The following is a 14,079-nucleotide window of genomic DNA, read 5'->3' on the forward strand; positions in this document are numbered from 1 at the left end:
TCTAGCATCCATGCGGGTTTCCAGCGTACCAAATTGACAACAGCGCGGATTAAAGTCGTAAACAACTTTTGGTTTTGCCGAGCTAGCAATGCCAAAAACCTAATTCGTCGCACGGTAAATGTCAGTCACAACGGCTGTTTTCGTCTTATATCTGGGCGGGAGATCCTGCAAGATAGCAATTTGGACAGCAGGTTTCGACCCAAAGCGGTCCTAGCGTTCACCGAAGTCACTGGCTGATTGCTGACATACGCCGATCCCCAAAGTCACGGCGTCAATGACCGCTTGTAGGCAATCCAATCTTTAAAGTGGACAACTGCCATTGACCACGAGCAGTCATTTGATTTAATTTAGCAGAGCTGCATTAGGACTCACATCAAATGAGCTGTTTCTTAATTTGCAGCCGCGCAATCGCTTGATGTAACCGCGTCAAAATACCAGATTAAGCATTAACGCATTAATCGATACCCCACTGCAGTCTCCGTCAACAAATGCTCTGGCTGTGCAGGATCACGCTCCAACTTCTGGCGCAAGTGGCCCATGTAGATGCGCAGGTAGTGGCTTTGTTCGGTGTGCGAAGGCCCCCACACTGCAATAAGCAACTGGCGCTGTGTCATGACGCGGCCCGCATTGGCAATCAGCGCGCCGAGCAAGCGGTATTCAATCGGGGTGAGATGAACTTCAGCCCCATCGCGCCGCACAATGCGCGACTGCCGGTCTACTTCTACGCCGCCAAATCGGAATATTGCGTCCTCTTCGCTGCCGCCTGCGTCATGAGTGCCGTCGGCGCTGGCGCGCGGCCTGCGCAAATTGGCGCGAACCCGCGCCAGCAATTCGCCCACACCGAAGGGCTTGGTGAGGTAGTCATCGGCACCGGCATCCAGTGCTGCAATTTTGTCGGTTTCGTCAGCCCGCGCAGACAGCACCACGATGGGCACATTGGACCAACTGCGCACATCTCGAATCACGTCCAGGCCGTCACCATCAGGCAGTCCCAGGTCGACCACCAGCAAGTCGGGTTTGCGGGTACCTGCATCGAGCAGGCCGCGTTTGGCCGTGTCGGCCTCGTGCACCTGCCAGCCTTCGGCCTCCAGCGCCATGCGCACAAAGCGGCGGATTTGCGGCTCGTCTTCAATCAAGATGGCAACCGGGTTCAAGAGACTTCCATTTCAAGAGATGCGGGTGGTGCACTGCGTGGCAGCACGATACTGAATTCTGCACCTCCACCGCTGGCTTGCGCCGCACGGATGCTGCCCCGGTGGGCTTTCACGATAGCTTTGCAAATCGCCAGACCCAACCCCACGCCACGAGTACTAGATTCACTTTTGCCACGCGTGAACTTGTCAAACAAGGTGTCTTCATGGCCGATGCTTGCTGGCGGCAAGCCAGGGCCGAAGTCGCGCACCTTCAGCTCCAGCGTGTGGGCTGTAGTGCGCGCGGAAATGCAAATGGCAGGTACATGCAATGGCGAAGCAAGGCCGTACTTGGCAGCATTCTCCAAGAGGTTGACCAGTGCCCGTTCCATCAATGCCGCGTCAAATTGCACCAGCGGCAAATCCGGTGGGATATCGGCCTGCACTTCCAACGCCCCTAGGGCATGGCGGGCTGCACGAATCGAGGTACCCACCACCTCCTCCACCGACTGCCACTCCTGACGCAGTTGCACAGTACCACTTTCCAGCCGGGCCATGTCCAGCAGGTTGCTAACCAGCGCATTCATTTCACGCGCCTCAAATCCCATGGAGCGGACCATAGCGAGCTGCTCCGGATTGAGACCACCAGTTTGCGCAAGCGTTTCAGCTTGCCCGATGAGCGCTGTCAGCGGCGTGCGTACATCGTGCGACATGGCGGCCAGCAGCGTATTGCGCAAACGCTCAGACTCCATTTGCACGACGGCGCTTTGCGCCACATCGACATAGTGCACGCGCTCCAGCGCAATGGCGATCTGGCGTGCCAGAGTTTCGAGCTGCTGCACCTGTTCCGGAATCAGCAACCAGCGCGGCTGGTCCGGCTGCAAGGCCAACACACCGCGTATGCGCATAGGCGCTTGAAGCGGCACGTAATGCCAGGTGTTGGACGGCAAGGTGGCGGTCGCTAACCCGGCCCGCTGGCCGTTTTGGTAACACCAGTCGGCAATGCCGGCATCCAGACCCTGCGGCAGACTGCCGTCAAGAGCAAGCCTGTCATTGGCGTTGGTTACCAAGACCTGCACCTGGCCGCCAAAGGTACGCTTTACGGCCGCCTCGCCCAACTCCACCACCTGCTCGGTCTGCAGTGCGGCAGACAGGTCGCGAGTCAGAGCAAACAAAGCCTGGGCGCGCCGCTCGCGGTGGGCGGACACACTGGCAGCAAAGCGTAAGTTGGCGGCGAGTTGACCGATGAGCAGCCCCACCCCAAGCATCACCGCAAAGGTCAACAGGTACTGCACATCGCTGACGGCAAACGAAAACCGCGGCGGTACAAAAAAGAAGTCAAACGCCGCCACCGAAAGCACCGCTGCGAGCATCGCAGGGCCACGTCCGAGCTTGACCGCCACCAGCACCACGCACAGCAAAAACAACATGACGATGTTGGCCAAGTCAAACAAAGCCAGCATGGGCGTAGTCAATAACGTGGTGATGACGCATCCGCCTATGGCCCAGGCATAACGCTGCCAGTTCGCCGCAATGGCCAAACCTTCGTCATCACGCGCACTGTCCACCGGCAACGGCGGCGCGATGCGGCGCACTGTTTCTGTGGAACCCACCTCCACAATATCAAGCGTAGGCGCCAGGTCTGCAAGCTGCCGGGTCAGGGTAGCGCTCCACATCCGCTGCACACGGCTCCACCCGCTCTGAGCGGGTCGCCCCAATACCACCGTGGCGCAATTTAGGGTTTGCGCTTGCTCAAGCAGAACACGCGCCACATCATCACCGGTTAGCACAACGGTGGCGCCACCCAGCTCTTCGGCGAGCTTGAGCACCGCCAGTGTGTGGTCGCGCGCGCTGGCAGGTGCGCGCTGCAGTTGCGGCGTTTCTACATACGCCGCGTGCCAGCGCACATTGAGTTTGCCGGCCAAGCGTGCAGCGCTGCGCACGGCGTGCTCCGCGCCTTCACCGGGTCCCACGCACACCAGCAGCGCGCCTGATGTATTCCAAGCTGCCGCACTGGCATTGCCCCGGCTGGCAATCTGGTGCTGCCGCGCCCGGTAGCTGCGCACATCGTCACCCACATGCTCGGCCGTACGGCGCAGTGCAATTTCGCGCAAGGCAAACAAGTTGCCCTTGCGGAAGAAATTTTGTGTGGCGCGCTCTGCCTGCTGCGGCACATACACCTTGCCCGCCTTGAGCCGGGCAAGCAGTTCGTCGGCGGTCACGTCCACCAGAATCAATTCATCGGCTGCGTCCAGCACGGTGTCGGGCACCGTCTCGTTCACGCGAATGCCGGTGATGGCGCCCACCGTTCCGTTAAGGCTTTCCAGATGCTGCACATTCAGCGCGGTCCAAACGTCGATGCCGGCGTCCAGCAACTCCTGCACATCCTGCCATCGCTTGGGGTGGCGTGAACCGGGTGCGTTGCTGTGGGCCAGCTCATCGAGCAACAACACCGCAGGCTTGGCCTGCAGCGCAGCGTCCATATCAAACTCCAGCAGCACCTGCCCGCGGTAGGCAATTTCTGCCAGCGGCAGCCTGGGCAGGTCGGCAAGCAGCGCCTCGGTTTCGCGCCGGCCGTGGGTTTCTATCAAACCGATCAACACCGATTGCCCTGCCGCATGCGCGCGCTGGGCCGCACTGAGCATGGCAAATGTCTTGCCCACCCCCGCGCTGGCACCAAAGTAAATACGCAGCTTGCCCCGCTGTACGGCTTCTGCCTCTTCGCGCAGTTGCGCGAGCAAGACGTCGGGGTTGGGGCGGGAGTCGGAGATGGAGGCCATGGTGCTTCGATTATTGAGCGTTTATTGGCGGGGAAAGCTGGTGCCAGAAGTTACGCCAAGCGCCACAGCGCCCTGCTCACAGAGCGTCTAGCGCCAAGTTCAAACGCAGCACATTCACTCCCGCCTCACCCAACAAGCCCCACAGGGGGCGCTCTGTGGATTGCTCCACCAAAGCCTGCACCTTTGCCACCTCCAGCTTGCGCGCAGCAGCCACGCGGTTGACCTGATAGTTGGCTGCGGCCACGCTAATGTGCGGGTCCAGCCCGCTGGCCGAGGCCGTCACCAGATCTACCGGCACGGGTGCGGTATTGCCAGGATCGGCGTCGCGCAGAGCCTGCACGCGGCCCTTAACGGCCTCGACCAGTGCGGGGTTGAGCGGCCCGAGGTTGGAACCACTGGACGCCGCCGCATTGTTGGGCTGCGGGCCGGTGGCAGACGGGCGACTCCAAAAGTGTGCCGGGTCGGTGAAGTTCTGGCCGATAAGTGCAGAACCGACTGGCTTTCCATCTTTGACGATCAAGCTTCCTGCTGCCTGTGCTGGGAACAGCCCTTGGGCTACCACCGTGGTCAGCAGGGGATACAGCAGTCCGGTGAGGACCGAAAGCAGAATAAACAGGACCACGACCGGACGCAGAATTCCTTGCGGAGCGCTGCCGGTTTCAAAGGAAACGATGGAAGTTGTATTTGTCATGAGGGACTCTCTTTTGTTTACACCAAATGCACTGCGACCAGCAGCATGTCGATCAGCTTGATACCGACAAACGGCACCAGCAAGCCGCCCAGTCCATAAATCAGCAGGTTGCGCCGCAACAGCACTGCCGCGCCGATGGGGCGGTATTTCACGCCCTTCAAGGCCAGCGGAATCAGGAACACGATGATCAGCGCGTTGAAAATCACCGCCGACAAAATGGCCGAATTGGAGCTGCCAAGCTGCATCACATTCAGTGCTGCAAGTTGCGGGTAAGTCGTTACAAAAATCGCGGGAATGATGGCGAAATACTTGGCGACATCATTGGCAATCGAGAAGGTGGTCAGCGAGCCGCGCGTCATCAAAAGCGCTTTGCCGGTTTCCACCACTTCAAGCAGCTTGGTGGGGTTGGAATCCAAATCCACCATGTTGGCTGCCTCTTTGGCAGCCTGTGTGCCGCTGTTCATGGCCACGGCTACGTCGGCCTGTGCCAGCGCGGGTGCGTCGTTGGTGCCGTCCCCAGTCATGGCGACCATGCGGCCTTCGGCCTGGTAGCTACGTATCAACACCAGTTTGTCCTCGGGCGTGGCTTCGGCCAGAAAGTCGTCTACACCGGCTTCGGCAGCAATGGCCGAGGCCGTGAGTTTGTTGTCGCCTGTAATCATCACCGTCTTGATGCCCATGCGGCGCAGCTCGCCAAAGCGCTCTTTGATACCGGCTTTGACAATGTCCTTGAGCTCCACGATGCCCAGTACGGTGCTGCCATCAGCAACGGCGAGTGGCGTACTACCGCGACGTGACACTTCATCGGCCGCGGTGAGCACCTCGGCAGGCATCTGGCCACCCGCGGTCTGCACATATTTGCGCACTGCATCGACCGCGCCTTTACGCAGCATCGATATGCTGCCATTTGCCATCGTGATGTCTACGCCGCTCATGCGCGTTTGTGCGGTGAACGGGACCGGTGTTGCACCCAGGGAAGTAGCTGGGCTCGCGGCGTGTCCCGCATCATTGCGCAAGCGCTCTGCCAGCACCACGATGCTGCGGCCTTCGGGCGTCTCATCCGCCTGTGAAGCCTGTGCCGCGCAGGCCGCCAGCTGCGACACTGTCACACCGGGTGCCGGAATGAAAGTTGACGCCTGGCGGTTGCCATGGGTTATGGTGCCGGTTTTGTCCAACAGCAGCACGTCCACATCGCCTGCAGCCTCTACCGCGCGGCCCGAAGTGGCAATTACATTGGCCTGCATCATGCGGCTCATACCTGCCACACCCACGGCAGAGAGCAAGCCGCCAATGGTAGTGGGAATCAGGCACACCAGCAAAGCAACCAGTGCGGTAATGCTGACGGCACTGCCGGACTGCGCAGCGTCTACGCTGAACAGCGAATACGGGAGCAGCGTCACCGTAACGACAAGAAACACTATGGTCAGCGCCACCAGCAAAATGGTCAACGCAATTTCGTTGGGCGTCTTCTGGCGCTTGGCGCCTTCGACCATGCTGATCATGCGGTCCAGAAAAGACTCGCCGGGATTGACACTAACTCGCACCACCAGCCAGTCGGACAGCACGCGGGTACCGCCGGTCACCGACGCAAAGTCACCGCCGGATTCGCGCACCACCGGAGCGGATTCGCCGGTGATGGCGCTTTCGTCCACGGTCGCCACACCTTGCACCACTTCACCGTCCATGGGGATCAGGTCTGGCGCCTCAATGAGGACGAAGTCGCCTTTGCGCAAATTCTCTGCCTGCTCAGGTAGCCAGCTTGTCCCATAAAGCGGTTCCTTGAGCTTTTTCGCCCAGGTGCTTTGTTTGAGTCCGCGCAGCGATGCGGCCTGGGCTTTGCTGCGTCCCTCCGCCAAGGCTTCTGCAAAGTTGGCAAACAGCACGGTAAACCACAGCCACACCGCAATACTCAGGATGAACCAAGCGGGCGCTTCACCCTGCCCTTGCAGGGCCTGTACTCCAAGCAGAGTGGTCAGAATGCTGCCCAAGTAGACGACAAACATGACCGGGTTGCGCCACTGCACCGCAGGACTTAGTTTCGTAAAGGCGGCCTTGATGGCCGGACCGACCAGTGCTGTATCGAGCAATGTCAAAGACGTTTGGGTTTTCATATTCAAATACTCCGTGAATGTGTTGTGATGGCTTAGTGCGCAGACCACAACATCAGGTGCTCGACCATGGGGCCCAGCGCCAGGGCGGGCACGTAATTGAGCAACCCAACCAGCAGCACCGTGCCAATTAACAGCACCACGAACAGCGGGCCGTGCGTGGGCAAAGTTCCAGCTGTGGTGGGCAAACGCTTCTTGGCTGCCAGAGCACCGGCAATGGCCAGCACCGGCACGATCACGCCGAAGCGGCCAAACCACATCACAAACGCCAGCAGCGTGTTGTAAAACTGTGTGTTGGCAGACAAGCCTGCAAACGCGCTGCCGTTGTTGTTACCCGCAGAGGTAAGTGCATACAGAATCTCCGAGAAGCCATGGGCGCCGGGGTTGGCAATGCCCGCACGACCGGCATCCGTCATCACTGCAATGGCGGTACCCACCAGCACCAGCATCGGCGTCACCAGAATCGCGACCGAGGTCAGCTTCATCTCGTGTGACTCAATCTTTTTGCCCAGGTACTCCGGTGTGCGGCCAATCATCAAGCCGGCAATAAACACCGCCAAAATGGCAAATACCAGCATGCCGTACAAGCCTGTACCTACGCCGCCAAACACTACCTCGCCCAGCTGCATCATCACCATGGGCACCATGCCGCCCAGGGGGGTCAGTGAGTCGTGCATGCCGTTAACGGCACCGCAGCTAGCAGCCGTGGTGATCACGGCAAACAAACTGGTGGCGTTGATCCCGAAGCGGGTTTCCTTGCCCTCCATATTGCCGCCGGCTTGCAGTGTGCTGGAAGCCTGATCCACACCCTGCGCAGCCAGCAAGGGGTTGCCAGCCTGCTCTGCCGGGGTGATGGCAACCACTGCCAAGACAAACATAACCGTCATTGCGGCCAGCACCGCCCAGCCCTGACGCTTGTCGCCCACCTCAGCACCAAAAGTGAAACACAGCGCGGCTGGAATCAAAAAGATTGCCAGCATCTGCAAAAAATTGGAGAGTGCCGTTGGATTCTCGTAGGGATGCGCAGAGTTCGCATTAAAGAAACCACCGCCATTGGTGCCCAGCATCTTGATGGCCTCTTGTGAAGCCACCGGGCCCATGGCCAGGGTTTGTTTGTCTGTTTTGGCGTCCTCCAGCACTGGTGCACCTTTGGCATCCAATACGGGTTGCCCTGCAGCATCCGCCTTAGGCTGCTGAAACTGGGTCACCTCCAGGGTAGTCACCTCTTTGTAGGCATCAAAGTTTTGAATCACCCCCTGCCCTACCAAAACCACTGCAAACACCAGCGACAAAGGCAGCAGCAGCCACAACGTGACGCGTGTGATGTCAGCCCAGAAGTTGCCAATCACCGAAGTTGAGCGAGCCGCGAAGCCGCGGATCAATGCAAACACCACCGCAATGCCGGTGGCCGCCGAGAAAAAGTTTTGCACCGAGAGTGCCAGCATTTGGGTGAGGTAGCTCATGGTGGCTTCACCGCTGTAACCCTGCCAGTTAGTGTTGGTGACAAAGCTCACGGCGGTGTTGAAGGCCGAATCGGCAGATACCGCAGCCATGCCTGCCGGATTGAAGGGCAGCACTCCCTGCAGGCGTTGCAATGCATACACCGCCAACACACCCAATGCATTGAAAGCCAATAGCGCCAGGCTGTATTGCGTCCACTTCATGGACTGCTGCGGCACCACGCCGGCCAGGCGGTAAAGCGGTGCCTCGATGGCATCCACCCACCGTGGCAGGCGACCCGCACAAAGGCGGGCAATCCATAGACCCAAGGGATAGGCGCAAACAAGTAGTGCGGTGATAAATAGGGCCAGCAAGCCCCATGCGGCGCTTGTCATCAGAATTCCTCCGCGCAAAACAGCGCATAGACCAGGTACACCAGGAGCAACGCAGCACAAAGGCCGCCTGCGCCATACAACACGTGCAAGAGATTCATGACCGGTCTCCCGCTGGCTTGGCCAGTTTGGTAAGCCCTTTGACCATCAGCACCGTAGCAAGCCAGAAGCCTGCAACCATGGCGATAAACACCGTATCCATACTTCACCCCTTATTGATTTAGGTGGATCTAGTGTGTGTTTTTGCGTATAAAAGTACTGTTGAGACTGCAACTAAAGTTGTAAAAAATCCGTAAAAATGCAGTCGATTGCTGGCACGGCAGCTTCGTAAATTTTGGATTGATTGGGAAACTCGTGACGGCCGTGATGCTGCATCACGGCTAGGAAAATCAGGATGCTCTCTGATCCGAATTCACCTTTGCACACCTTCAAGCAAACCAGCACTTCTATGGCTGCTTTGGGCACCGACGGGCCTATGACGAACGTCAGCAGTCAGGTATTTCCAATGTGGTGATTGCATTGACTACTGGCGTAGCCGGTTCACAGTTGCTCTCCCCTTCAACTTAAGGAGAGCATCATGGACAGTGAAATCAGTTCAGCCACCAAAGTCCCATGGAACAAAGGGAAGATTGTTGGCCAGAAGGCGCCGCTGAAGCTAAAGGACATCTGGGCCATTCGGATACGGCTTCAACTTGGAAACAGGACAAGAGAGCTGGCACTCTTTGACCTCGGGTTAGACAGCAAGCTAAGAGCATGTGACCTGGTCCGCTTACGTGTGCGAGATATTTGCCATGGTGACCGCGTCTCTACGCGTGCGATTGTCATGCAGCAGAAAACTTTCCAGCCAGTTCAGTTTGAAATCACACCGCCAACGAGAGAAGCCGTTACTGCCTGGATCAAGGAGGCGGAATTGGCCACTGATGATTTCCTGTTTCCAAGTCGGGTACATGACTCCCCGCACTTGGGGACAAGGCAGTACGCACGCATATTGGATTCCTGGATCGAGGAAATCGGTCTTGATCCAACAGCCTATGGGACCCACACAATGCGCCGCACCAAGGCGTCCTTGATCTACCGTCGCACCAAAAACATCCGTGCTGTGCAGTTGCTTCTGGGGCACACCAAGTTGGAAAGCACAGTTCGGTACCTTGGCATCGAGGTCGAGGACGCCCTGGAACTTTCAGAGCAAACGGAGATTTGAACGCATTTACCGGGCCGGTGACTCTCGCCAATTTTGGCTGCCAGTTACCGGCCATTCGCAAGTGACTGCAACTGGCCCAGACCGGTCAAACAATGGGGCTGAACTTTAAGTGCCAATCCCCTAAGTGAAGGGCCTAGGTTCGGACCCAGGAAGAAAGCGTGTTTACGACTTTAAAGCTCCGTCTCTAAATTCCAACAGCCCGCAAACCCGCATGAATGCTAGGCCCCTGTTTACGACTTTATTTGTCCAGAATACCAGGCTTGGTGGTATCCCAGTAGGTGTGGTGAGCATCTTGTCCTCCCCCTTTGCCGAGTGTTATCTTTCAAGATAACCGTCATGTCTTCATAAACAAAAAAAGTTGGAGTTTGCTGCGATGCAACAGGGCCTTTTACGAAATTTATCCATCACACAAAAGTTGATGATTGTGTTGATGTCTGCTGCTGCCTACTTTGCGTCGTTTGAACTCAACGGTATTTTGTTTTCGGACCTGCTGTTCACCCACCGCGTGCATTGGATTTACTTGCCCAGTGGTTTGCGTTTGTTGCTGGTGTTGGTGTTTTTTGAGGTTGGGGCGGTCGGCATTTTTTTGGGTTCGTTGGCCATCAATTACGTCTACTTTTTCAATGGTGACTACGTGTTCACGGTGGTCACGTGCTTGCTGTCCGCAGGCACACCTTTGCTGGCACGCTATTTGGCCGTGGAGTGGTTCAAGCTGGACGTCAATTTGGCTGGCTTGACGCCAAAAATTATTTTCAAAATGACCATACTGTTCTCTTTGTTGAGTTCAACCCTCATTCAACTGTGGTTTTTTTGGAATGGCAGAACCGAGAATTTCCTTCTAGCTGTTGCTGTTATGGCTGTCGGCAAATGGTTTGGCACCGTTTTGGTGCTCGCTCTGACTAGTTTCTTGTTAAAGTTCGTGCTAGTGCGACTTCATAAGGATTAATCTCCATGAAAAATATATACCTCAGTTTTCTGGCGCTTGTTGAGGCGCTCCAAGGCGAAACGGACGCGTTATCTTCCATCGATCTGGAAGCTAAAAAGCTGCTCGAAATCATTGCCGTCAAGCACAGCGAAGGTGACCCTTTGAAGGTGATGGATGCCATGCGGCTGGACGACATTGCGTCTCCTGCCACCATCCATCGCAAACTGACGCAGCTTGCACAAGTAGGCCTGATTGACATGGAGCATCGGGGCACCAACCGTCGCAAAAAGTACTTGGTTCCTACACAGGCGGCTGAAAAGTATTTCGACCGTGTGGGCGAGGCGATGGCTAAAGCGGTGACCACCAACTGAATGTCCGACTCACAAATCGACATTCCCTCGTCATTCATCGCCCTGTTTGTCCGCCCCGGGCAAACCAAGCCCAGTGCCAGCCACCAAGAGGTGGCGCAGCGCTACGAAATCTGTGAAGACATGGCCAACTTGCTGACTGAACACGCACAAACCGTGCAATTCAGCCAGGGGCTGGATACCCAAGAGGTGTTAGCGCGCTGCTACCAAGGCCTGCTGGCCGATGTCTCTGCCGTGTCAGCCATGGAGGCTGAGTGGGTGATTCGCCGTTTGGCAGAGCTTTTGAACTGGGATACTCACGCCCCATCATGACACCTACTTCCTGCGCTACTTCACCCCAAGCACTGTTGCTGGTTCCTGGCCTCATGTGTGATGCCGCTGTTTGGAACCCTTTGTTGCCCTCATTGGCAGCGTATGCCGATTGCCACATCGTGGACCACGGCATGGCGGACAGTTTGGGCACGATGGCCGACCAACTGCTGGCCACCGCTCCACCTATGTTTGCAATGGCTGGCCACTCCATGGGCGGCCGCGTGGCGCTGGAGGTGATGCGTCGTGCGCCCGAGCGTGTGACACGCCTGGCCTTGCTCGACACCGGCTACAAAGCCAAGGCCGCTGGGGCCGTGGGTGAGGAGGAGGCGCGCAAACGCTACGCCTTGCTCGATATTGCGCGTACGCAAGGTGTGCGTGCCATGGCGCAAGTGTGGGTGCAGGGTATGGTGGCCCCTGAGCGTTTGTCCGATACCGATTTGATCGAAGCCATCGTCGCCATGTTGGCGCGCAAATCAGCGGATGTGTTTGCTAACCAAATTCAGGCGCTGCTCAACCGCCCTGACACCATGGATGTGCTGGCGGCCTTGCGTATTCCCACCTTGGTGGCTTGTGGTCAACAAGACAGCTGGTCACCACCGTCACAGCACGAAGAAATTGCTTCGTATATCCCTGCGCACCCACGCGTGCACACCATCTTGGATGCGGGCCACATGGCCACCATGGAGCGGCCCGCTGCTTCGTCGCAACTGCTGATCGATTGGTTGAGCCAAGCCTCAACCCCAGCCAGCACCCAATAACCTTCAAAAACTGCGGGCCATTCTTGACGCTACTCAGTGTGGGGTCAATAATATTTCCTTAATGAATCAGTGTTTCATTGAAGAAACAAATTCAGCGAATACAGGAGATCCGTATGCGCGATGCACAGGCCCTTACATCGGCCATTGAATTCATCGGTGTGGACAAGCGCTTTGGCGTGCCTGGCACGCCTTCCGAGGTCTTGGCCGCACGCGATGTGACGTTTGCCGTCGCACCCGGCGAAGTGGTCTCCATCATCGGTCCTTCGGGCTGCGGCAAGAGCACCTTGCTCAACATGGGCTCGGGCCTGGCCAAACCCAGTGCGGGCATTGTCAAAGTGGCTGGCGAAGTGGTCAATGGTCCCAACAAGCATGTCGCTTTCATGCTCCAAAAAGACTTGCTCATGCCTTGGCGCACGATTGCGCAAAACATTGAATTTGGTTTGGAGCTACGAGGCGTGGATGCGGCGCAGCGCCATGAGGTGTCGGCCCAGTTGCTGGCGCAGTGCCACCTCACAGGGTTTGGCGGTCACTACCCGCATCAGCTGTCGGGGGGCATGCGTCAACGCGCGGCCATGGCCCGCACTTTGGCGGTAGACCCACTGGTGCTGTTGATGGACGAGCCGTTTTCGGCACTCGACGCGCAAACCAAAATGATCTTGCAACAAGACTTGGCGCGCACCGTGTCGCAGCAAGGCAAAACAGTGTTGTTCATCACCCATGACTTGGCCGAAGCGGTGGCTTTGTCTGACCGTATCTTGGTCATGAGCGAGCGCCCCGGCACCATCGTCGAGCAAATCAAGGTAGACATTCCAGGGCGTGACAACCCCATGCAGCGTCGCAAAGACGACCGTGTGGGGCATTACGTGGCCATGCTCATGGACTTGCTCAAACTCGATGCCAACACCGAAGTTCATTGAGTCATTTTTTTAAACGCTTCTTCACCCAACCTTTAGGAGTTCTTGCATGAGCCGTACTGTCACCACTTTGAAGAGTCGTCGCCTTGCCTTGGCGCTGGCGGCCTCGGCTGCCTTGGCTTTGCCCATGCTGGCCAAAGCCCAAGCCATGCAAGAAATCACCTACCTCTTGCCAGCCCCCAGCACCTTGCCTGCCTTTGGTCCCTGGATGATTGCGCAAGCCAAGGGCTATTACGCTGCTGAGGGCCTGGATGTGAAATTCGTCACGGGCCGGGGTGGTGTGGACGTGGCCAAGCAAGTCGGTGCTGGCAACGCCGTGATTGGTGGTGCCATCGGCGACACCCCCATCATTGCGCGTGCACAAGGCATTCCGGTCAAAGCCGTGGCCGTGTTGGGCGCGGGCTCACTCACGCAGCTGGTCACGCACAAAGACGAAAAAATTGAAAGCCCACGCGAGCTCAAAGGCAAAACCGTCACCGTGCTGGCCTATACCGACACCACCTACTACGCGCTGCTGGGCATGCTCAGCAAAGTGGGGTTGACCAAGAACGATGTGAACATCCAGGCCGCTGGCCCTGCCGGTGTGTGGCAACAGTTCGCAGCCAAAAAAGCGGTCGGCATGGCCGGTGTGCCGGACTGGACCGTGAGCGCCATGGAGGCCGGTGCCCAAGTCGACATCTTGCCCGCCGATGTGTATTTCAAGAGCATGGCGCAAGCCATCTTGGCGTCTGACGAGACGATCCAAAAGAACCCGCAGCTGATTCAAAAATTGGTACGCGCCACGATCAAGGGCATGAAAGACATCATGGCCGATCCCAAGGCCGCCACGGCGGTCTACGTGGCTCACGTGCCTGCGCACAAAGGCAAAGAGGCTTCCATCCTGAAAGCCTTCGAGATGTACAACCAATACGTTTACGCCAAACAAAAAGTCCCTGGCCAAATGGACGAAACACGTTTGGGTGAGTTGCAAAAGTTTTATGTCGACAACGGCGTGGTCCCCAAAGCCGCACCGTTGAAAGACCTCTACACCAACCAGTTCGTTTCTGGAAAGTAAACCTTC

At 57.5% G+C, this 14,079-nt stretch carries 13 protein-coding genes; 7 read left to right on the top strand and 6 right to left on the bottom strand.

The annotated features are described in order from the left end of the window. Positions 1-446: 446 nt before the first annotated feature. The 6 genes from kdpE to B9Z39_RS03675 all read right to left on the bottom strand — a co-directional run bounded on the left by kdpE (position 447) and on the right by B9Z39_RS03675 (position 8,642). Complete coding sequence (kdpE, locus tag B9Z39_RS03650) at positions 447-1,154, bottom strand: two-component system response regulator KdpE (RefSeq protein WP_255416778.1); 708 nt, start codon at positions 1,152-1,154, stop codon at positions 447-449. Further along, positions 1,151-3,910: a DUF4118 domain-containing protein gene (locus B9Z39_RS03655; protein WP_108300748.1), complete on the bottom strand. Its 2,760-nt coding sequence runs from the start codon at positions 3,908-3,910 to the stop codon at positions 1,151-1,153. Before B9Z39_RS03655 ends, kdpE begins: the two co-directional genes overlap by 4 nt. A gap of 76 nt (positions 3,911-3,986) precedes the next feature. Then, on the bottom strand, positions 3,987-4,601 hold the full coding sequence (gene kdpC, locus B9Z39_RS03660; RefSeq protein WP_108300749.1) for a potassium-transporting ATPase subunit KdpC: 615 nt from the start codon (positions 4,599-4,601) through the stop codon (positions 3,987-3,989). Positions 4,602-4,618: 17 nt separating this feature from the next. Continuing rightward, complete coding sequence (gene kdpB, locus B9Z39_RS03665) at positions 4,619-6,712, bottom strand: potassium-transporting ATPase subunit KdpB (protein ID WP_108300750.1); 2,094 nt, start codon at positions 6,710-6,712, stop codon at positions 4,619-4,621. A gap of 32 nt (positions 6,713-6,744) precedes the next feature. Then, the gene (gene kdpA / locus B9Z39_RS03670) at positions 6,745-8,544 is read right to left on the bottom strand and encodes a potassium-transporting ATPase subunit KdpA (RefSeq protein ID WP_108300751.1); all 1,800 of its coding nucleotides are present in this window, start codon (positions 8,542-8,544) and stop codon (positions 6,745-6,747) included. Further along, positions 8,544-8,642 carry a potassium-transporting ATPase subunit F gene (locus B9Z39_RS03675; RefSeq protein ID WP_108300752.1) on the bottom strand — a complete coding sequence of 33 codons (99 nt, stop codon included), beginning with the start codon at positions 8,640-8,642 and terminating at the stop codon, positions 8,544-8,546. Before B9Z39_RS03675 ends, kdpA begins: the two co-directional genes overlap by 1 nt. A gap of 476 nt (positions 8,643-9,118) precedes the next feature. On the opposite strand from B9Z39_RS03675, the gene B9Z39_RS03680 reads away from it, so the two are divergent. From B9Z39_RS03680 to B9Z39_RS03710, 7 genes are all read left to right on the top strand, one after another. Further along, positions 9,119-9,742, top strand: coding sequence for a tyrosine-type recombinase/integrase (locus B9Z39_RS03680; RefSeq protein ID WP_108300753.1), 624 nt, complete (start codon positions 9,119-9,121; stop codon positions 9,740-9,742). A 430-nt stretch (positions 9,743-10,172) separates the two neighbouring features. Then, positions 10,173-10,688, top strand: a complete 516-nt coding sequence (locus B9Z39_RS03685) for a hypothetical protein (protein WP_146183273.1) — start codon at positions 10,173-10,175, stop codon at positions 10,686-10,688. 5 nt (positions 10,689-10,693) lie between these two features. Further along, complete coding sequence (locus B9Z39_RS03690) at positions 10,694-11,038, top strand: hypothetical protein (protein WP_108300755.1); 345 nt, start codon at positions 10,694-10,696, stop codon at positions 11,036-11,038. Continuing rightward, positions 11,039-11,347: an ATPase with chaperone activity gene (locus tag B9Z39_RS03695; protein WP_100147997.1), complete on the top strand. Its 309-nt coding sequence runs from the start codon at positions 11,039-11,041 to the stop codon at positions 11,345-11,347. Then, positions 11,344-12,105 (top strand): alpha/beta fold hydrolase, encoded by a 762-nt coding sequence (locus B9Z39_RS03700; protein ID WP_100147996.1) that lies wholly within the window; start codon positions 11,344-11,346, stop codon positions 12,103-12,105. Before B9Z39_RS03695 ends, B9Z39_RS03700 begins: the two co-directional genes overlap by 4 nt. A 113-nt stretch (positions 12,106-12,218) precedes the next feature. Next, on the top strand, positions 12,219-13,022 hold the full coding sequence (locus tag B9Z39_RS03705; protein WP_100147995.1) for an ABC transporter ATP-binding protein: 804 nt from the start codon (positions 12,219-12,221) through the stop codon (positions 13,020-13,022). Between the two features lie 46 nt (positions 13,023-13,068). Continuing rightward, the gene (locus B9Z39_RS03710; protein WP_108300756.1) at positions 13,069-14,073 is read left to right on the top strand and encodes an ABC transporter substrate-binding protein; all 1,005 of its coding nucleotides are present in this window, start codon (positions 13,069-13,071) and stop codon (positions 14,071-14,073) included. The last annotated feature ends 6 nt before the right edge of the window (positions 14,074-14,079 follow it).

This window comes from Limnohabitans sp. JirII-29, assembly GCF_003063395.1.
GTDB lineage: Bacteria > Pseudomonadota > Gammaproteobacteria > Burkholderiales > Burkholderiaceae_C > Limnohabitans.

Coding starts and splice junctions, on each gene's coding strand:
- B9Z39_RS03655 (WP_108300748.1), bottom strand. CDS start 3,910: ATGGCCTCCATCTCCGACTCCCGCCCCAACCCCGACGTCTTGCTCGCG.
- kdpC (WP_108300749.1), bottom strand. CDS start 4,601: ATGACAAATACAACTTCCATCGTTTCCTTTGAAACCGGCAGCGCTCCG.
- kdpB (WP_108300750.1), bottom strand. CDS start 6,712: ATGAAAACCCAAACGTCTTTGACATTGCTCGATACAGCACTGGTCGGT.
- kdpA (WP_108300751.1), bottom strand. CDS start 8,544: ATGACAAGCGCCGCATGGGGCTTGCTGGCCCTATTTATCACCGCACTA.
- B9Z39_RS03675 (WP_108300752.1), bottom strand. CDS start 8,642: ATGAATCTCTTGCACGTGTTGTATGGCGCAGGCGGCCTTTGTGCTGCG.
- B9Z39_RS03680 (WP_108300753.1), top strand. CDS start 9,119: ATGGACAGTGAAATCAGTTCAGCCACCAAAGTCCCATGGAACAAAGGG.
- B9Z39_RS03685 (WP_146183273.1), top strand. CDS start 10,173: ATGTCTGCTGCTGCCTACTTTGCGTCGTTTGAACTCAACGGTATTTTG.
- B9Z39_RS03690 (WP_108300755.1), top strand. CDS start 10,694: ATGAAAAATATATACCTCAGTTTTCTGGCGCTTGTTGAGGCGCTCCAA.
- B9Z39_RS03695 (WP_100147997.1), top strand. CDS start 11,039: ATGTCCGACTCACAAATCGACATTCCCTCGTCATTCATCGCCCTGTTT.
- B9Z39_RS03700 (WP_100147996.1), top strand. CDS start 11,344: ATGACACCTACTTCCTGCGCTACTTCACCCCAAGCACTGTTGCTGGTT.
- B9Z39_RS03705 (WP_100147995.1), top strand. CDS start 12,219: ATGCGCGATGCACAGGCCCTTACATCGGCCATTGAATTCATCGGTGTG.
- B9Z39_RS03710 (WP_108300756.1), top strand. CDS start 13,069: ATGAGCCGTACTGTCACCACTTTGAAGAGTCGTCGCCTTGCCTTGGCG.